Origin of the sequence: Fischerella sp. PCC 9605 (assembly GCF_000517105.1) — a bacterium.
Lineage (GTDB): Bacteria > Cyanobacteriota > Cyanobacteriia > Cyanobacteriales > Nostocaceae > PCC9605.
In genome coordinates this window covers 953,993-971,627 of record NZ_KI912151.1, presented here as the reverse complement: position 1 = coordinate 971,627, position 17,635 = coordinate 953,993, and the positions used below count along the sequence as shown (strand labels likewise).

Below are 17,635 nucleotides of genomic sequence, written 5' to 3'. Positions count from 1 at the left end.
TGCCCGCCCAGATCATTCCAAGGTAGCGGTACTAGCCTCTAGCTTCCGGCAAAATCAGCATTGCATCACCAAAAGAATAGAAGCGATATCGAGAAGCTACAGCTTCCTGATAAATATTTAACAATCGCTCCCTACCAATTAAAGCACTCACCAGCATCAACAAACTCGATCGCGGTAAGTGAAAATTAGTAATCAAACCCTCCACCACCCGCCATTTATAACCCGGATAAATAAATAAATCGGTCTTGCCGCAAAATGGTTGTAACTCTCCTTGAATTGCTGCCCCTTCTAAAGCACGAACTACCGTTGTACCCACAGCAATAATTCGCCCCCCAGCTGCTTGAGTAGCACGAATTTGCTCTACAGTTGCTTCAGGTACTTCAATCCATTCTTCATGCATCTTGTGAGTAGTTACATCTTCTACTTCCACAGGGCGAAATGTGCCCACGCCCACGTGCAATGTCACAAAAGCCTGATTAATGCCTTTTTGTCGCAATCGTTCCAGCAATTCTGGAGTAAAGTGTAGCCCAGCGGTGGGAGCAGCGACTGCTCCGGGAGTTTGAGCGTAAACTGTTTGATACTGTTCGCTCTGGGCATTAGTTGCCGTGATGTAAGGTGGCAGAGGTACTTCACCAAACACATCTAACACTTGCAGCAAAGACATTCCCTCTGGCAGATCAAATTGCAGCAACCGCCCCCCTGTTGCAGCGTCGGTTTCTAGGACGGTTGCAGTCAAGTTAGAGGAGGGGGAGAAATTTTCCCCACTCTCCGCAAGCTTCGCTGCAAAAACAATCTTTGAACCGTGCTTAAAGCGTTTCCCCGGCTTCACTAAGGCTAACCAACAATTATGCTGTCGTTCCTCCAACAGCAACACTTCTACCTCTGCCCCAGTTGATTTTTGACCGTATAGCCGTGCCGGAATCACTCGCGTATTATTCATTACCAATAAATCTCCCGTTCGGAGGATTTCCGGTAAATCACGGAAAATATAATGTAAGGGTGCAGTTTCTTTACCCACATCCGGAGAATTTACGACCAACAGTCTTGAACTATCTCTGGGAATAGCCGGATTCTGAGCAATTAGTTCGGTCGGTAACTCATAATCATAACCAGCTAACGAACAGTCTAATTCCAAGTTTTCTGTTGTCTGGCTAGAAGTTGAATTGTAATTAGCTTTTGTTATTTCTTGTTGCATCTACAATTTAGACTTTCTTAAACAAGCTGGTTAGAGTTGTGCTTTCTAAAAGAACTCTAAAGGATTGCCAGCGAAATTGATCCCTGGACTTTAAGATAGATACTATTAAGTACCACTGAACCACCACTTAAGCACCTATATAAAAATTGGGTAAACCTCCCCATCTAAAAACGGGGGCTTTTACCCTAGCGGGTTTTGTACTCAATCAACCAATAATATAAATAGAAATGTAGGATTGGCTTTGATCCCAAGCACCAAGATGGAATACTTGTATTATCTGGCAAATGCCAGTCTCACTCTGAGGGTTGTTCAATACTTACACGCCAAACCCCAAATACCTGTTTCCTTCGTCACCGTAATTCATCAAATTGATGGTTGGGTGGTTAGGGTCAAACTGAGAAATCAGGTATCACCCCAAGAAGATGGTGACATTAGGGCTTTCTTGAATGAATTAGGGATTAGCTACGAACCGCCAATGCGAGTGCAAATGGCACTTTGGAGCTTAGAGGCGGGACAGTGTCCTGTCGACGTTATGCGCCGCTATCAAGTAGCTATTGTCTCTCATGGTAGCCCAGAAAGAGAGGAAATAGAAGCATTTCGCCAACAATTTGTGAGGGGATTAGGTTACTGTCCAGAAACTTTAGCATGATATAGTTCATTTTTAACGCTACTAAATAAAAATGAATGATTGATAAATGGTAATTGGTGATAGCTAATTGTCATTAGCCATTAGCTATTCGCCATTATCATTAGCTAACTCAAAAGCAGCAGGAATATATTCTTGTAGTGTTAATCTATATGCCGCTGTAGAATAATCAGCTAGACTTTTTTCAATTACTTTAACCGCAGTAAATTGTGTTGAGATTTGCTGACAGCTAACTATAGCAACATCAAATCGGCAAGGATAATCTGCCATTTGGGGGTGTTTAACTAAAAACATCTGTGCTGCACGCCAGAGTTTCACTTGCTTTTGTAGGGCGATCGCGTTTCTTCCCCCTGCATCCCAATTACTAGGACTGCGCGTTTTCACCTCCACAAACGCCAGTATCGGAGAAGGTGTGAGATTTGAATTCTCCCCATCTCCCAACCTCCCCATCACCCCATTTTTTGCTACTCCTCCATCCTGGGCAATAATATCAATCTCTCCCCACCGACACCGCCAACGCCGATGGAGAATTACCCAACCCTGAGATTTTAACCATTGTGCTACTAGATCTTCTCCTGTGTTACCGATATCGGGATAATTATTATATGGAGGATGGTTTGCCATTGGCTAAAATTACGATGAGTTCAAGGTTAAGCGATCGGATTAGAACAAGCATACTCAGTGTATTGCTTTTGACAGTGATTGCCATCACAGCTGCTTTAGCTTTCCCGCAAAGCGCTGTAGCAATCAACTATAACAACCGAACCCTGATTGAAGCTGATTTTTCCAAACAAGACTTGACAGATTCCAGTTTCGATCATGCTAATCTCCGCAATAGCAAATTCAGTGAATCCAACTTACGTGGAGTCAGATTCTTTTCGGCAAACTTAGCCTCGGTAGATTTTACCGGAGCTGACTTAAGCTATGCCGATTTAGAATCAGCTAGGATGACCAAAGCGAATTTGACGAATGCGATATTAGAAGGTGCGTTTACTACCAGCACCATGTTTGATGGGGCAATTATTGATGGCGCAGATTTTACTGACACTTATCTGCGTGAAGATACGTTGGAGAAATTGTGTAAAGTAGCTAAAGGCACTAATCCGGTGACAGGGCGGCACACTCGCGATACTTTAATGTGTCCCTAATCTCTAGCAAGATAGAGTTTTCTTTGTGTCTTTGTGTCTTAGTGGTTCAAAAATAAATTTTATTAACCACCAAGACACCAAGACACCAAGTTATGTAAATCAATTAATTTTTCAACGCCTGGATGAATCTTTGCAAACCCCTGAACACACTCGGCTTTTTCACGGGTACGGCTTCTTCTGTGGATGTTGACGCTTGTCCCTTCGCGAGAATCAGATCCAAGTCATCACCAGATGGTTTTTGCGGTAACTCCACAATTTTTTGATATTCACCGCCATTTTCTACCCAAATTTCCCACATTCCAGGATAGCAGCGGAATAGGGCTACCCCTTCATAGACGGGACGGAGGTAGTAACAAGCTTCAATTGTATTAAAAAAACGAATGCGGGTTTGCCTAGCAGCATAGCCAATGCCTATCTTTCCGGCATCTTCCAGAAAGGGATTTAACATTACAAAGGGGCGATCGCCTATTTCTTCACAGATTTTTTCTAACTGCGGCAATTCTGGTGAAGTTGGAGCAATAAACAAGAAAATTTCATCTTCTGGCTGAATTTTTGACTGGATAGAAGCAGCCCTGCCAGTACCTATATCGGTAATTTTAAATGGTACATCTGTCCAATCGCGACGAGCAAGACCGGCACTACCCGCATCAGGAAACAGAACCTTCAGTTTATCGCTGTATTGTTCAAATATGGGCAGAAATTGCTGGGCGACTGGCATTAGTTTGAGTTCTGGAAAGAGTAACTCAACTTGTAGTTTAGTATACCCATCCGCTAGGGCAGCTTGTGTAGCGACTTGGGCTTGGGCGATCGCATCTTCTAGAGAATTTGGTAGTTCAGGCATATTAAAAAATTTTGGATTTTGGATTGTTAGTAATTAACAACTAAACAAATGACAAATGACCAATGACTAATGACTAACAACCAATTCTACAGGTGATAGTCGCTGCAAAATCTGCTTGAATACCATTGCTACCCAATCTATATCTGCTTCTGTGGTGTCTCGCCCCAGTGTCATGCGAACTCCTGCCAAAGCTGCTTTGTCGGAGTAGCCCATTGCTAGCAAAATCGGACTGGGGCTGAGTTTACCGCTATTACAAGCTGCACCAGCACTGATACCAATACCAGCACGGTTCAACTCCCGCACCAGAGTTTTACCACTGAGTTTTTCACCATCGGCGTGTTCTAAACAGAAGCTGACATGGTGAGGCAGGCGGTGAATCAAATCGCCTGTAGGTATTAAACCCGGGATATCGGCTAATTGGGAAAACAGGCGATCGCGTAACTGCATCAATCTGGGCGTCTCTGTCGCCATCTCTTGCCCTGCCAATTCTGCTGCTACACCAAAACCAGCGATCGCAGGTACTGCTTGCGTACCGGAACGCAACCGCTTTTCTTGTCCTCCACCACCCAGGAGGGGAACCAATTCTACACCCGGACGCACGTATAGCGCCCCTGCACCTTGAGAACCGTAAATTTTGTGACTGGACAGACTCAGCAAATCTACAGGTAAACTTTGCAAGTTTATAGGCAAGCGTCCCGCCACCTGCACTGCGTCTGTGTGGAAAAGTACACCAGCGTTGCGAGCAATGTTTCCCAGTTCGGCAATGGGTTGCACTGTGCCAACTTCACTTTGTCCGTAAATTACTGACACTAAGACAGTGTTATCTTGCAACGCCGCCTTTAAATCTAGAGGATTAACTCTACCTTTACTATCCACCCTTAGGCGAGTCACTTCCCAACCCCATTGTTCTAGCAAGCGTGCAGGTTCGGCAACAGCTGAATGCTCAATGCTGGAAATAATTATATGTTGCGGTTTGGTATATAACCGGGCAACACCCATAATCGCCAAATTGTCTGCTTCCGTACCCCCAGAAGTAAAAATGATAGATTCAGCAGGTGCATTAATTAAACCAGCTACCTGCATTCTGGCTTGTTCCACTACTGTTGCTGCCCGTTGTCCCCACTCATGCAAGCTGGAGGGATTGCCCCACTGTTGAGTGAGGACTGCTTGCATTGCTGCGATCGCTTCTTTTCGAGTCGGAGTAGTAGCGCTGTAATCTAGATAAACTTGCATAGATTCTCCAGTAAAAACACCTTCGCACGGGCTGCTTCTACTTTCAGCTTATACAGTTAATTTCCCAAATTTTTACAATCTTGTATTTTCGCTTCCCTATACGTTTAATAACCTCATGCTTTGGGAATCATAAAAGTGTTCATTACAATACACTTTTATCTGAATACCGTGTATTTTTTCTCTACCCAATGGCGTTTTTCTTTTATCTTTGTAGTAATACTAACTCTCACTGCCTGTCAACGAGGCCAGTCTAAGAATAAGCGTCTAGAACCACTGCCCCAAGATCCATTTGTGGAAGTTTACTTTAACCATTCCGAATCTTCCCAATATCTAGAACCTTATCGTCAGCAAACTCGTCAGGGTGACAACTTAGAAAAATTGATTGTTGATACAATTTCTCAAGCTCAATCCACAGTCGATGTAGCAGTGCAAGAATTACGTTTACCCAAAATAGCGCAAGCATTAGTAGATAGACAAAAAGCAGGCGTAAAGGTAAGAGTAATTTTAGAAAATCAGTATAGTCTACCTTGGAGTAATTTTACACATAATAAAGTTAATAAATTGGAGAAAAGGAAACAAGAACGCTATCAGGATTTTCGGCGATTTGCAGATATTAATCAAGACGGTAAACTTAGCCCAGAAGAAATTAATCAAAGAGATGCATTGGTAATTTTAGGTAATGCCAGAATACCTTTAATTGATGACACAGCCGATGGCTCTAAGGGTAGCAGTTTGATGCATCATAAGTTTGTAATTGTGGACAATCGTTTTTTGATAGTCACTTCTGCAAACTTCACTATGAGCGATGTACACGGGGATTTTAGTAACTCCAGCAGTCTGGGTAATGCCAACAATTTGTTAAAAATTGACAGCCCCGAATTAGCAAATATGTTTACAAAAGAATTTAACATCATGTGGGGTGATGGACTAGGTAGTCAGGCAGACAGTAAATTTGGTTTGCAAAAACCGTTGCGAAATCCCCAAACAATTAAATTAGGCGATAACAAAATCACCTTGAATTTTTCACCAACCTCTCCTACTAAACCCTGGAGTCAAAGCAGTAATGGTTTGATTGAAAAAACTTTAAATTTAGCCAGCAATTCCATTGATATGGCACTGTTTGTATTTTCCGAACAGCGTTTGGCAAATATTCTGGAGTTACGCCATAATGCCAATGTGAAAATTCGCGCTTTAATTGAGCCAGATTTTGCTTATCGCCCTTATAGTGAAGCATTAGATATGATGGGAATAACTCTCAATCAAAAATGTAAATATAAAAAAGGTAATCATCAATGGAAAAATCCTATTACTACTGTAGGTGTACCTTTATTACCAAAAGGCGATTTATTGCACCATAAATTCGGTATTATTGATAGTAAAACAGTAATTACAGGTTCTCACAATTGGACAGAAGCAGCAAATAAAGGCAACGACGAAACACTTTTAGTCATTGAAAATCCCATTGTTGCTACTCACTATCAGCGTGAATTTGAACGACTTTTTACTAATGCTAAACTAGGCATCCCAACAAAAATTCAACAAAAAATTAAAACACAGGAAAAACAGTGTCCTCAGCAAGAGCGAGTTTAACCAAACACAAAATTTTGCGTCTTTAGACACTCGGGAATTTATTTTACAGATAATCAATAAATTTTCTTCGTGTCTTGGTGTCTACCCTGCGGGAAGCCGCTGTGCGTCTATGTGGTGAAAATAAATTTTCTTGAACCACCAAGACACAAAGACACCAAGTCGAATCAGGAAAAGCCAGGCAATGAAAGCATATTTTTCATCCACCTTGTTGAAAGGGCTACTCACTCTATACCTATTTAAGCTTCTACCCGAGGTTTTGAACAAACCTTTCTAAAGAAAGACGATCATTGCTCTTTTGTCTTTATAGCATCTGATTAGAGTAGATTTTCGGAAACTGGAAGTTTATAAAATTTCCAATACCCAGAAAACCTAGTGGTTGCGGGCATAGGCTTTTTGTAACTAGATAGCAGCCTGAGAACTAACACTCTATGTCAGATGATTTCGCAATTTTTAGTTCACAAACTCGACAAGGTATGGAAACGCTATGAGGCTAAATATTGTTTTATTTTGGGTAACATTATCATTCGTGATTGTGGGGGCGATCGCACTACTTCTGCAACCTACCATTGACTTTCATTGATACGGGTGAACTCAATTGCATAAGTTCGCGCGAAATCTCTTTACCAAAACTCTGCGTCCCTCTGCGTTTTCCTTTGCGAACCTCTGCGTTTCAAAACTAAGTGCAAGGAAGCAATTAGTCTATGTTTCACAATCACAGTCATGAATCGTTGAATCGCGATCGCACCTTTGCGAGTCCTATACCTGCTAGAAAAATCTTCCTCTCGGTAATCTGGCTGGGATTTTCCGCTTACACTATATGGTTAGCTCCCCTGGATCAAGCCGATACATGGCCCTTAGCTTGGAAACTGTTGACATTCCAATACGATAAACTGAATGCCATTATCCCAGTAATCTTTTGGCTGATGGGTGTCTGGCCGATGATTTACGGATGTCTGATGTTTGCTGATGGCAGAATGCAAAACTTTCGCGCTTGGCCGTATTTTATCGGTTCAAATTTCACGGGAGTAATCTGCCTTTTACCTTACTTAATTTTCCGAAAATCCAATCAAGAATTCTTTGGTAAAAAAGATAAGTGGCTAGAATTTTTTGACCGACGTTCAACAGGAGTTTTTCTTTTAATCCTTACTATTGGTTTACTATTTTACGCAGTCCTAGCTGGAGATTGGGAAGATTATATTCGCCAATTTCAAACCATACACTTTGTACATCTTATTAGTATAGACTTTTGTTTGATGTGCCTGATATTTCCCATCACCTCTTTATTTGATGATGATATGGCACGAAGAGGTATTAAAGATGTTCATATTTTTTGGATAGTGGCGTTATTGCCTTTGTTTGCTCCATTACTTTACCTCTGCCTGCGTCCAAGTTTAACAGAAACGCCTACAAAATAATTAATAAATCGGCATAATTTTCCTGAGGAAATTTTATAAATATTCTCCTAAAAATTTAGCTGCTTAACAGGATCAAATTTCTACCCAAGGTTGAATAATATCTATGCTTGCAGAAAGAGGAGACCGAGTCTTTGAGTTTTTACGATGAACTCAATACTAGTTCGAGATTAAATCATCGGAGTGAATTTATGCAATCATCAGAAGAAATCAGAAATAACAACGTAGAGCAAGCACCAGAAGAAAGCAAAAATAAAAACGTCGAAGGATTACCAGAAGAAATCAGAGGAGAACTACCTCGACCAGCTCAACAAATTTACGCTGCTGCCTTCAAAGCTGCCCAAAGCAATGGTATGAGTGAAGAGGGTGCCCGTCAAGTTGCTTGGAATAGTGTCAGGAACCAATTCGAGAAAGGTGAAGACGGAAAATGGTACGCCAAGGGTGAAGTTACCGCCCAACATTTCAAAGCTATCACTACCGGTGGTAATTAAGTCTTTTTTACTTAAATATTAAATTGAAGGTGGTTTGTGCAAATCATAAACCGCCTTTTGCTTATTTGAGAATGGTTGATGGCAATAGACCGAAAGAAATCATTACACTGATATAAGTTCCCTACTGGGATTGACTGCCCATTAGACAAATGACCGAACAAACAGCAAGAATCTGTATTCTGGGTGGAGGCTTTGGTGGTCTCTACACTGCCCTGCGGTTAAGCCAGTTACCTTGGGAAGCGTTGCCAAAACCTGAAATAGTTCTGGTAGATCACAGCGATCGCTTTCTTTTTTCTCCTCTCCTCTACGAACTACTGACTGGCGAACTACAAACCTGGGAAATTGCCCCTCCTTTTGAAGAACTGTTACAAGACACAGGTGTGCGTTTTTATCAAGCTACTGTGTCAGGAATTGATATAAACCAGCGACGGGTACACTTACAGGATGGCCCGGAAATCGGCTACGACCGCTTGGTGTTAGCACTGGGTGGCGAAACACCACTAGACATGGTGTCAGGAGCGGCATCTCACGCCTATACTTTCCGTACAATTGCGGATGCATATCGCTTGGAAGAACGCTTGCGAGTATTGGAAGAATCCGATACAGATAAAATTCGAGTGGCGATTGTTGGCGCTGGTTACAGCGGTGTAGAGTTAGCGTGTAAACTAGCAGACAGACTAGGGCAAAGAGGACGCTTTCGGTTAATTGAAGTAACTGACCAAATTTTACGAACCTCCCCAGAGTTTAACCGCGAAGCAGCTACGAAGGCTTTGGAAGAACGAGGTATATTTATTGACTTAGAAACCAAGGTAGTTGCGATCGCCCAAGATACCATTTCCCTGGAATATAAAGGTCAAGTAGATACCATCCCTGTAGATTTAGTAATTTGGACAGTAGGAACGAGAGTTGCGCCTGTAGTCCGAAATCTTCCTTTCAAGCAAAATCAGCGCGGTCAAATCACTACCACACCGACTCTCCAAGTCCTTGACCATCCAGAAATTTTTGCCTTGGGAGATTTGGCAGATTGTCGCGATGTCGAAGGACAGCAAGTTCCCGCCACAGCCCAGGCAGCTTTCCAACAAGCTGACTATGCAGCTTGGAACATCTGGGCAACTCTGACTCATCGTCCTCTACTTCCCTTCCGCTATCAATACTTAGGCGAAATGATGACACTGGGGATAGACAACGCCACCCTTACTAGTTTGGGTATTAAACTAGAGGGTTCTTTGGCTTACCTCGCTCGTCGTCTTGCCTATCTGTATCGAATGCCAACTTTAGACCATAAACTCAAAGTTGGTTTTAACTGGCTAGCTCGTCCTATTATAGAGACATTATCAAAATAATAAATGGTGCACCAGACTCAGGTGCTTAGCGTTTTGTCATCAGACATTGCGCTTTGCACCTGATAGATTATTTTTCCAAAATCTAAAATCTAAAATCCAAATATAGTCATAGGTTGATGGAACGACCGAAAGTTATTTTTTTAGATGCTGTTGGCACAATCTTCGGCGTTAAAGGTAGTGTGGGTGAAGTTTATAGTCAAATCGCCCGGGAATTTGGCGTCGCAACTTCTGCCGAAACTTTGAATGAAATGTTTCTCCAAAGCTTTAAAGCCGCGCCACCGCCTGTGTTCCCAGATGTACAAGAACGAGATATTCCCCAGTATGAGTTTGAGTGGTGGTTTCAAATAGCCTCCAACACTTTTAAACAAGCAGGGGTTTTTGAGCAATTTTATGACTTTTCGGCTTTTTTTAGCGAAGTCTATATCCACTTTGGTACAGCCGAACCGTGGTTTGTCTATGACGATGTCATACCAGCTTTGACAAAGTGGCAAAAGATGGGAATTGAACTAGGGATAGTGTCGAATTTTGATTCCCGCCTCTACTCAGTGTTGCAGGCTTTGGAACTGAGAGACTTTTTCAGTTCCATCACCATTTCTACCCAAGCAGGCGCAGCCAAACCCGATCCCCAAATTTTTGCCATTGCCTTAGAAAAACACAACTGCGAACCTGCGGCAGCGTGGCACATTGGAGACAGTATCGCAGAAGATTATCAAGCCGCAAAAGCAGCGGGATTAAGAGGTATTTGGATTAATCGTGGTAGTGAGTAGTTAGTAGTTAGTGGTTAGTAGTCTGTAAATGACAACTACTAACTACTATCTACTATCCACTAACCATTAATTGTCTAGCCTCATCTTCTAGTAAGCGGATGAGGTTTTGGTCTCCCTTTTCTTTGGCTACTTGCAGCCGGTGTTCTAGATTATGGCGAATATGGACGAGATGAGTATTGGCTAAATCCTGACTAGATGGTTCGCGTCTACCATGAGTAGCCGCAGTGGCATTAGCACTGTATTGTTTCCGCTGTCTCATCACTTCCACATCCAGTGGATCGCCAATACAATAGGAAACTCCGCGATACTTCAACTCAGCTACTGGTTGAGGTACAGGAATGTGTCTGGGATAATAACGTTGCCAACTCGCACCACGGTACTTGCCGCCAATTTCTCCTGGGGTCATTTCCACGGCGAGAGGATTGTGTTCATAATCAACACCGCGATAGGTAAGTTTCATTTGCTTCGCCTCGCTTTTAATTTTTTGTAGGTTGGAATTAAATGAGGCGCGTTCCTTCAGGATGTCTCCTTACTTCCGTCTCCTCGCTGATTGTTATGCTAAGCGGAATATCTACGCTTTACTGCGTTACGCAGAGCATGACAAGTGAAGCCTGTGAATGCAATTTGGCATCACATGCTAAGGAGATGAACGATTTTATTTCTGTATTTATTGTAACAATTTTTTCGATTTGTCAAGAAAACAGCATAAAAAATTAATCATAACCACTGTGACTGTGGATTCACAAGCTTTCCAGTTTAGACGGGTGATATGGCGATCGCTGACATGTTGACATCTACGAAGGCGTTGATTGTAAGCACAAGAATTTCATTAAGCTTTAATCAACGGCAGTGTAACAGTAAAGGTTGTACCTACTCCCACTTCACTATTAACTGTAATCTCTCCTCCATGTGTCTCTAGACACTTTTTAACAATCGCTAAACCTAAGCCGGTGCCAGGAATTGTACCGACATTGCTAGCACGATGGAATGGTTCAAACAGTTGCTTTTGGTCTTCTTGGGGAATACCTATACCCTCATCTTGAATCCGGAAGATTACGGTTTGATTTTGAAATAATAGTTCAAAATAAACATTACTATTCGGATATGAATACTTAATAGCATTACTGAGTAAATTTCCTAAAATATGGCGCAACAAATTTTCGTCGCACAATGCTTCACCCAGTTGCTCACTAGTTGTGAATACAAGCTTAATATGCTTCTCGGCTGTAACTAGTTGAGCTTCTTCAAGTAGTTGGCAACAGAAATCTTTTAAATCTAGTAAAGTAAAATCACGTTGAAGTTTACCTGAATCAACTCTACCCAATAGAGAAACTTCATCTAATAACTGTGACACATTTTTGATAGCTGAACGAATTAGCTGATAATGAGTCAGCTTTTTCTCTTTGGGTAATTTGTCATCATTGTTTTGTAGCAAGCCCGCTGCCAGCAGGATAGTATTCAAAGGGTTGCGGATGTCATGAGAGAACATGGAGACAAATTCGGATTTGAATTGGTTGAGTTCTTGGGCTTTGACTAACTCTGCCGTTCTCTCTTCAACCCGAATTTCTAACGCCTGATTGACTGCGCGTAATGCTTCTAATGCTTGCTTGCGCTCGATCGCATATCTCAAAGAGCGAACCAATACTTCTACGTTCACCTGTCGCTTGACAAGATAATCTTGCGCCCCCTGCCGCACCGCTTCGAGGGCAAGTTCATCATCATTAGTATTAGTTAATACAACAATCGGTACGCTCGGAGCTTGACTCATCAACGGCGTTAGAGAAGTCAATCCTTGACTGTCTGGTAGTGTCAGATCCAATAAAATAGCATCAAAGCTACAGTTGATACCCGTACAATTACTGAGTAAAACCAAAGCGTCTCTCAATCGCTTAACGTGAACCAGAGTAAATTCACTCTTGTTGGCTTGCTTAAGAAACTCTTGTAACAATCTAGCTTCTGCCAGATTGTCCTCAATCAATAAAATTTTGATTGAGCTTCCAATCATAGTCTGCTTTGGGAATAGGGATTGGGGATTAGGGACTGGGGATTGGGGACTGGGGATTGGCATAGGGCATTGGGAATTGGGAATTGGGGATTGGGAATTGGTGATTGGTGATTGGGTACCGGGTATTGGGAGAAGATTCTTCTCATCTCCTACCTAGTCCCTAGTCCCCAGTCCCCAGTCACCAGTCCCTAGTCCCTTTCGGATTCCCGATCTCCCCTTCATTCCACTGGCAAAGTGACGGTAGACAGCCAAAAATCTTCTATTCCTTTGACGATTTGAAATAGTTGGCTGAGATTGCGGGATTTAGTAATGTAACAATTCACGTGCAAGTCGTAGCTATGAAAAATGTCTTCGTCATTGTGTGAGGTTGTTAGCACTACTACGGGAATGCGTTTCAGCTTAGGGTCGGTTTTAATTTCCGCCAGAACTTCTCTACCGTCTTTTTTGGGCAGGTTTAAATCTAAGAGGATCAAGTCAGGACGCGGTGCGTCAGCGTACTCACCCTCTTGGCGCAAATAAGCCATAGCATCCATACCATCCCTAACGGTGATTACCTGGTGTGGTATTAAGCTATTTTTCAAGGCTTCTTGGATGAGACGGATATCGGCTTTATTATCTTCGACCAAGAAGATTGTTTTGTGCTTTTCGTCCGTTTCTACGCTCACGCTCGCGTCCTCCCACAGGAATTGTAAAGTAGAATGTTGCACCCTCCCCTAGTTGTGATTCTACCCAGATGCGCCCCCGGTGACACTCGATAATCTTTTTACAGATGGCCAAACCCATACCGCTACCTGGGTATTCATCTCGCGTGTGCAGGCGTTGAAAGATAACGAAAATGCGATCGCTAAACCGTGGATCAATGCCAATACCGTTATCCCGGACTGAGAATAGCCACTCATCCTCTAAGCGAGAAGCACCTATATGAATTTCTGGGGTTTTGTCGCTGCGGAACTTGATCGCATTGCCAATCAAGTTCTGGAACAATTGCATCAACTGAGTGCCATCAGCCATCACAGTTGGTAACTCATCATGGGTAATGACAGCACCGGTTTCGCTAATGCGTTTCCGCAAATTGCCAAGGGCACGTTCTAAAGCTTTGTCTACCCCCGTCAATTCAAATTCAATCGCCTGCACATCCACCTTAGAGTATGCCAGCACGTCATCAATCAGCGTCTGCATCAAGCTGACTCCCTCGACGGCGTAGTTAATAAATTCCTTAGCATCTTCGTCGAGTTCTTCTGTGTAGCGCATCTCCAACAGTTGTACGTAGTTTGCTACCTGATTCAACGGTTCTTGCAAGTCATGGGAGGCGACGTAGGCAAACTTCTTCAATTCCGCGTTGGATAGTTCTAAATCGTGTGCTAACTGTGCTAGTTCATCGGCTTGGCGCAGCACAATATTAACAATTGCTTTCCGCAATTCTACAGCGGCTTTGATTTCCACAGAACGCCAGGGTAAAGACGTTAAGCTAACCGTTTGTTTCCACAACTCAAACGATTTACGCGGACACAGGCGCATGTTCCCATCAGACTGATTAAGTTCAAACGCCTGATTCGGATCGCCACCCCAATTGACAGTTTGAATCACTTCCGGTCGGAACCACAACACATAATTGCGTTTGGAAATCGGAATAGCTAGCAAACCACTGGCAACGTTTTTAAAGTGTTGTGCATCTGGATAAAGGCGTGGCAGAGAATCTGTGTAGAAGACTTCTTCATCAACGTTAGTCTTTAGCCATTGGACTAAAAAATTCAGGTCTTCTTCTTTGGGAGTATTGCCAATCAAGGTGTAATTGCCACCAAAACAAATTGCTGCACCTTGTGCACCGGTTAAATCGAGCAGATTTGGCTGATGTTTAACCAAACCATCAATAAAGTTTTCTTCCTGGGACATATATTCAACCAGTGCTGATTGGATATATGTCAGCCGCATGCGATAGTCATAATCTTCAGTTTCTTCTCGATCTGCAAGTTCCGAAAAGATGACTCGCCCCAAGAATTCGCAAGCTTTCCGCATCTCATAGGAAACATATTTGGGTGTTTGATGATGGCAAGCAATGAGTCCCCAAAGTTTTCCTTCTTTAATCAAAGAAATAGTCAAAGAAGCACCAACGCCCATATTGTGCAAATATTCCATATGGCACTGATAGGGGCTTCTGAGAATCGAATTAGTTAAATCTAGGCGGTGCTTGCTAACTGGATTAATCGCAGGCAAGATTTCTACAGGCTGGGCATGGCTATCTGGAATTATTCTGATCCAATTAGAAGCAAATAATTTTCTTGCTGGTCTAGGAATATCTGACTCTGGATAATGTAAACCCAGATAGGATTCCATGCTTTCTACTTTTTCTTCAGCAATGACTGAGCCATGCTCATCATCATCGAATTTATACAGCATCACTCTGTCAAATCCAGTGACTTTTCGCACTTCTTCCACAAGAATTTGACAGAAATCGCGAAGATTTGCTGTTTCTTCTAGTTTGTTAATAGATGCTCTCGCTAAGTGATAAAAACTTAGAAAGGGTATGTTTTCCTGAGAGATCGCAGGCTCCAATTCCAAAATCAAAAATCCATCGCTATTGCGGTGGAATACCCCATCAAACACTACATATTCATCACCTTTGACTCTCGCCCATATTTTGGTGGGATTGATAAAATCTAGACTTTCTTGTAGCAGTCCTGCTTCAATTCTCTCGATTTGGAATGGATCGAGTAAGTCTTCCAGTTTTTTTTGCAGCATGTCTTCGGGAGAAATTCCGAAAACATCGTATGTATTACTGCTGACTTGCAAGATTTTTAATCCTGGCTCTTCTAGAACCAAAAGTACTCCATGCGGTTGAATTTGACTAATGATATGAATCGATGGTTCTTTTAAGCTCGTCAAATTCATACCTTGTAATTCTAAATCCATTACCATCGAGATCCTCCTATTCCTTGCGGATCGTCAAAAATTCAGTAGCGATCGGCTTAATTGCTCGATTGGGTTTCGCAAACTAACTAGATTAATTTTTGTAACCTTTCTTTTAATCGCAGTATAGTTAGAGCCAGACCGACAAAGTGACACTCTTCCTAAATGTATCAAGAAAGAAAAATTTTGTGTGAATAATTAAGACCTTTCACTTCCTTAGTCGCCTTTTGCAGTTTCTCCCAATCTACTAGCGTTCTCAGTCTAGCAAGCTGTTCAGAAGTATTGAGATAAAAAATATTAAAAGTAGTTTATTATTACATCCGCTGAATGTGTATTTTTGTCAAAATTTAGTAAATTTTATTTGCTTTATTTGTTATTTGTTGCTGATGAATTGGAGCAACCACTGTAGAGACATATTTATACATATTCATGTTTGTGCGATCGCAATTCTCTAGGATGTCACTCGAACTAAATCCAGGAATTAAACCACATCCGCAATTTATAATCCTCAGAGGAGAGAGGTAAAGCTAAATAAAGAGGCAACCAGAAAATAAAAGCAGCCAAAATGACAAAGGTAATGGTGACACCAACAGCACGGACTGTTTTGTAATAACTGCGAAAACACTGATCTACAAACCAGGCGATCGCTAAAAATGCAAATACTACAGCCGTCATATAGTGATAAATAAAAAGACAGCGATTTACACCTACCCAAGGTAATAAATTAGCTGCATAATTTAACACTAAGTAAAGGGCAATCCAAGTATCAACAGAAAGCACTGCTATATTAGAAAAACGCTTTTGCTTTGTCCAAAAAATTACTACTTGCCACCCTAGCATCACTAATAAAAATACAAGGGCAGCGACACCAAACCACCACAAAAAAGGATTACCCATTGCATGGACATCATAAATTACTTTGCCTGTACCCGTAGGCAAAGGTGGCCCTATCAGAGGTATGGGTTCTTGGAAACTTGCCGCTGCATGGTATAAATACGCCATTGGTCGAGTCATCAATGGCCATTTATACCATGCAGCACAGTAAGGATGTACTGTAGGACTATTACCACCTAGATGCTCGTGAAATGACAAAATTTGTTTGTGAACTTCGATAAAGTTATATCTTGTATCTATGAGCAGATGGGGAATCCAAATCAAACTATAAATTAATGCTGGGATAATTCCTAAGTAAAAGCAAAAGTGAAAAATCTTCAGTTGCGTTAGGTTTTCTAATGGCGATATTCCCCTTTCATATTCCCATATACGGGCGTTGTACCTACGAAAAACAGATGTAGTGGATGAGTACAATCCATCCGTTACATCTCTTGGTTTATTTGTGGCAAACCATTGCCATACCCAAGCGAAAATCCAGATCAGATAAGTACCCAACATAAACCACAAACCGTTCCATTTGGTGGCAACAGAAGCACCAAAAGCAATGCCAGCAATTACTAAATAAAGCCTGCGTTGTTTGCGGTTTGCCAATGCCAATAAGAAAAACCACTGCCCTAACAATCCAAAGACAACTATATAAATATTGATCAGGGCATAGCGAGATTCAACAATAAATATACCGTCACAAGCTGTGAACAAACCAGCAAGTAAAGCAAAGCTACGACGATAACTTAATTGATAGGCAATTCCAGTGACAATTAAGGGAATAAATGAGCCAAACAGAGCATTAATCCAACGATAACTCCAAGGCGATCGCAAAGAACCTGTTAGCCCATTCACCATATCTTGCCCAAAAGGAACATGACTGCTAAGCCAAATTCCCAAAGCAATAATAAGTTTACCTAGCGGTGGATGACCGTCAAAAAATGGAGTGTGAGTGAGATAGTTATTGCCAAATTTAGCGTAATAAACTTCATCAAATACGAGAGTATTAAATCTACCTAGCCCCCAAAACCGCAGGGCAAGTGATAGGAGAAATATACCCGCAATGCCTATCCAAAACCATTTTTTAGTCATTAGTCATTAGTCAATAGTCATTGGTCATTAGTCAATAGTCATTGGTCATTAGTCAATAGTCATTGGTCATTAGTCATTGGTAAATA

General features: G+C 41.9%; 17 protein-coding genes and 1 riboswitch. Of the genes, 8 read left to right on the top strand and 9 right to left on the bottom strand.

The annotated features are described in order from the left end of the window. Window positions 1-31: 31 nt before the first annotated feature. Window positions 32-1,195 carry a tRNA preQ1(34) S-adenosylmethionine ribosyltransferase-isomerase QueA gene (queA, locus tag FIS9605_RS0129285; protein WP_026735753.1) on the bottom strand — a complete coding sequence of 388 codons (1,164 nt, stop codon included), beginning with the start codon at window positions 1,193-1,195 and terminating at the stop codon, window positions 32-34. Window positions 1,196-1,454: 259 nt separating this feature from the next. Between queA and FIS9605_RS0129280 the strand changes: the two genes are divergently transcribed. Beyond that, window positions 1,455-1,844 (top strand): hypothetical protein, encoded by a 390-nt coding sequence (locus tag FIS9605_RS0129280; RefSeq protein WP_026735752.1) that lies wholly within the window; start codon window positions 1,455-1,457, stop codon window positions 1,842-1,844. Window positions 1,845-1,928: 84 nt separating this feature from the next. Here the strand turns inward: FIS9605_RS0129280 and FIS9605_RS0129275 are convergent, their stop codons facing one another. Beyond that, entirely contained in the window at window positions 1,929-2,465 is a 537-nt protein-coding gene (locus FIS9605_RS0129275) for a YraN family protein (protein ID WP_026735751.1), read from the bottom strand. 14 nt (window positions 2,466-2,479) lie between these two features. Here FIS9605_RS0129275 and FIS9605_RS0129270 point away from each other — a divergent pair, with 14 nt between their 5' ends. Beyond that, window positions 2,480-2,989: a pentapeptide repeat-containing protein gene (locus FIS9605_RS0129270; protein ID WP_026735750.1), complete on the top strand. Its 510-nt coding sequence runs from the start codon at window positions 2,480-2,482 to the stop codon at window positions 2,987-2,989. 103 nt (window positions 2,990-3,092) lie between these two features. Here the strand turns inward: FIS9605_RS0129270 and FIS9605_RS0129265 are convergent, their stop codons facing one another. Further along, the gene (locus FIS9605_RS0129265; RefSeq protein WP_026735749.1) at window positions 3,093-3,830 is read right to left on the bottom strand and encodes a DUF1995 family protein; all 738 of its coding nucleotides are present in this window, start codon (window positions 3,828-3,830) and stop codon (window positions 3,093-3,095) included. Window positions 3,831-3,896: 66 nt separating this feature from the next. After that, the gene (locus tag FIS9605_RS0129260) at window positions 3,897-5,063 is read right to left on the bottom strand and encodes a cysteine desulfurase family protein (protein WP_026735748.1); all 1,167 of its coding nucleotides are present in this window, start codon (window positions 5,061-5,063) and stop codon (window positions 3,897-3,899) included. A 168-nt stretch (window positions 5,064-5,231) separates the two neighbouring features. On the opposite strand from FIS9605_RS0129260, the gene FIS9605_RS0129255 reads away from it, so the two are divergent. From FIS9605_RS0129255 to FIS9605_RS0129235, 6 genes are all read left to right on the top strand, one after another. After that, the gene (locus FIS9605_RS0129255; RefSeq protein WP_026735747.1) at window positions 5,232-6,653 is read left to right on the top strand and encodes a phospholipase D-like domain-containing protein; all 1,422 of its coding nucleotides are present in this window, start codon (window positions 5,232-5,234) and stop codon (window positions 6,651-6,653) included. A 435-nt stretch (window positions 6,654-7,088) separates the two neighbouring features. Next, window positions 7,089-7,223 (top strand): hypothetical protein, encoded by a 135-nt coding sequence (locus FIS9605_RS46240; protein WP_269321078.1) that lies wholly within the window; start codon window positions 7,089-7,091, stop codon window positions 7,221-7,223. Window positions 7,224-7,354: 131 nt separating this feature from the next. Continuing rightward, the gene (locus tag FIS9605_RS0129250; protein WP_231510496.1) at window positions 7,355-8,068 is read left to right on the top strand and encodes a DUF2834 domain-containing protein; all 714 of its coding nucleotides are present in this window, start codon (window positions 7,355-7,357) and stop codon (window positions 8,066-8,068) included. A gap of 188 nt (window positions 8,069-8,256) precedes the next feature. Continuing rightward, window positions 8,257-8,556, top strand: coding sequence for a ChaB family protein (locus tag FIS9605_RS0129245; protein WP_026735745.1), 300 nt, complete (start codon window positions 8,257-8,259; stop codon window positions 8,554-8,556). A 149-nt stretch (window positions 8,557-8,705) separates the two neighbouring features. After that, window positions 8,706-9,899: an NAD(P)/FAD-dependent oxidoreductase gene (locus FIS9605_RS0129240; protein ID WP_026735744.1), complete on the top strand. Its 1,194-nt coding sequence runs from the start codon at window positions 8,706-8,708 to the stop codon at window positions 9,897-9,899. 116 nt (window positions 9,900-10,015) lie between these two features. Then, window positions 10,016-10,666, top strand: coding sequence for an HAD-IA family hydrolase (locus tag FIS9605_RS0129235; protein ID WP_026735743.1), 651 nt, complete (start codon window positions 10,016-10,018; stop codon window positions 10,664-10,666). 52 nt (window positions 10,667-10,718) lie between these two features. On the opposite strand, the gene pirA is transcribed toward FIS9605_RS0129235, so the two are convergent. From pirA to FIS9605_RS0129210, 5 genes are all read right to left on the bottom strand, one after another. Then, entirely contained in the window at window positions 10,719-11,126 is a 408-nt protein-coding gene (gene pirA / locus FIS9605_RS0129230; RefSeq protein ID WP_026735742.1) for an arginine synthesis PII-interacting regulator PirA, read from the bottom strand. A gap of 45 nt (window positions 11,127-11,171) precedes the next feature. Beyond that, window positions 11,172-11,320: riboswitch (Glutamine riboswitch) on the bottom strand. A 175-nt stretch (window positions 11,321-11,495) separates the two neighbouring features. Then, entirely contained in the window at window positions 11,496-12,671 is a 1,176-nt protein-coding gene (locus tag FIS9605_RS0129225; RefSeq protein WP_026735741.1) for a hybrid sensor histidine kinase/response regulator, read from the bottom strand. A 218-nt stretch (window positions 12,672-12,889) separates the two neighbouring features. After that, the gene (locus FIS9605_RS0129220) at window positions 12,890-13,336 is read right to left on the bottom strand and encodes a response regulator (protein WP_026735740.1); all 447 of its coding nucleotides are present in this window, start codon (window positions 13,334-13,336) and stop codon (window positions 12,890-12,892) included. After that, entirely contained in the window at window positions 13,284-15,587 is a 2,304-nt protein-coding gene (locus FIS9605_RS0129215) for a sensor histidine kinase (protein WP_026735739.1), read from the bottom strand. The genes FIS9605_RS0129220 and FIS9605_RS0129215 overlap by 53 nt, the downstream gene beginning before the upstream one ends. A gap of 459 nt (window positions 15,588-16,046) precedes the next feature. Next, the gene (locus FIS9605_RS0129210; protein WP_026735738.1) at window positions 16,047-17,549 is read right to left on the bottom strand and encodes a dolichyl-phosphate-mannose--protein mannosyltransferase; all 1,503 of its coding nucleotides are present in this window, start codon (window positions 17,547-17,549) and stop codon (window positions 16,047-16,049) included. Window positions 17,550-17,635: the final 86 nt, after the last annotated feature.

Coding starts and splice junctions, on each gene's coding strand:
- FIS9605_RS0129275 (WP_026735751.1), bottom strand. CDS start 2,465: ATGGCAAACCATCCTCCATATAATAATTATCCCGATATCGGTAACACA.
- pirA (WP_026735742.1), bottom strand. CDS start 11,126: ATGAAACTTACCTATCGCGGTGTTGATTATGAACACAATCCTCTCGCC.
- FIS9605_RS0129265 (WP_026735749.1), bottom strand. CDS start 3,830: ATGCCTGAACTACCAAATTCTCTAGAAGATGCGATCGCCCAAGCCCAA.
- FIS9605_RS0129235 (WP_026735743.1), top strand. CDS start 10,016: ATGGAACGACCGAAAGTTATTTTTTTAGATGCTGTTGGCACAATCTTC.
- FIS9605_RS0129215 (WP_026735739.1), bottom strand. CDS start 15,587: ATGGTAATGGATTTAGAATTACAAGGTATGAATTTGACGAGCTTAAAA.
- FIS9605_RS46240 (WP_269321078.1), top strand. CDS start 7,089: ATGATTTCGCAATTTTTAGTTCACAAACTCGACAAGGTATGGAAACGC.
- FIS9605_RS0129280 (WP_026735752.1), top strand. CDS start 1,455: ATGGAATACTTGTATTATCTGGCAAATGCCAGTCTCACTCTGAGGGTT.
- queA (WP_026735753.1), bottom strand. CDS start 1,195: ATGCAACAAGAAATAACAAAAGCTAATTACAATTCAACTTCTAGCCAG.
- FIS9605_RS0129245 (WP_026735745.1), top strand. CDS start 8,257: ATGCAATCATCAGAAGAAATCAGAAATAACAACGTAGAGCAAGCACCA.
- FIS9605_RS0129250 (WP_231510496.1), top strand. CDS start 7,355: ATGTTTCACAATCACAGTCATGAATCGTTGAATCGCGATCGCACCTTT.
- FIS9605_RS0129240 (WP_026735744.1), top strand. CDS start 8,706: ATGACCGAACAAACAGCAAGAATCTGTATTCTGGGTGGAGGCTTTGGT.
- FIS9605_RS0129270 (WP_026735750.1), top strand. CDS start 2,480: ATGAGTTCAAGGTTAAGCGATCGGATTAGAACAAGCATACTCAGTGTA.
- FIS9605_RS0129225 (WP_026735741.1), bottom strand. CDS start 12,671: ATGATTGGAAGCTCAATCAAAATTTTATTGATTGAGGACAATCTGGCA.
- FIS9605_RS0129260 (WP_026735748.1), bottom strand. CDS start 5,063: ATGCAAGTTTATCTAGATTACAGCGCTACTACTCCGACTCGAAAAGAA.
- FIS9605_RS0129210 (WP_026735738.1), bottom strand. CDS start 17,549: ATGACTAAAAAATGGTTTTGGATAGGCATTGCGGGTATATTTCTCCTA.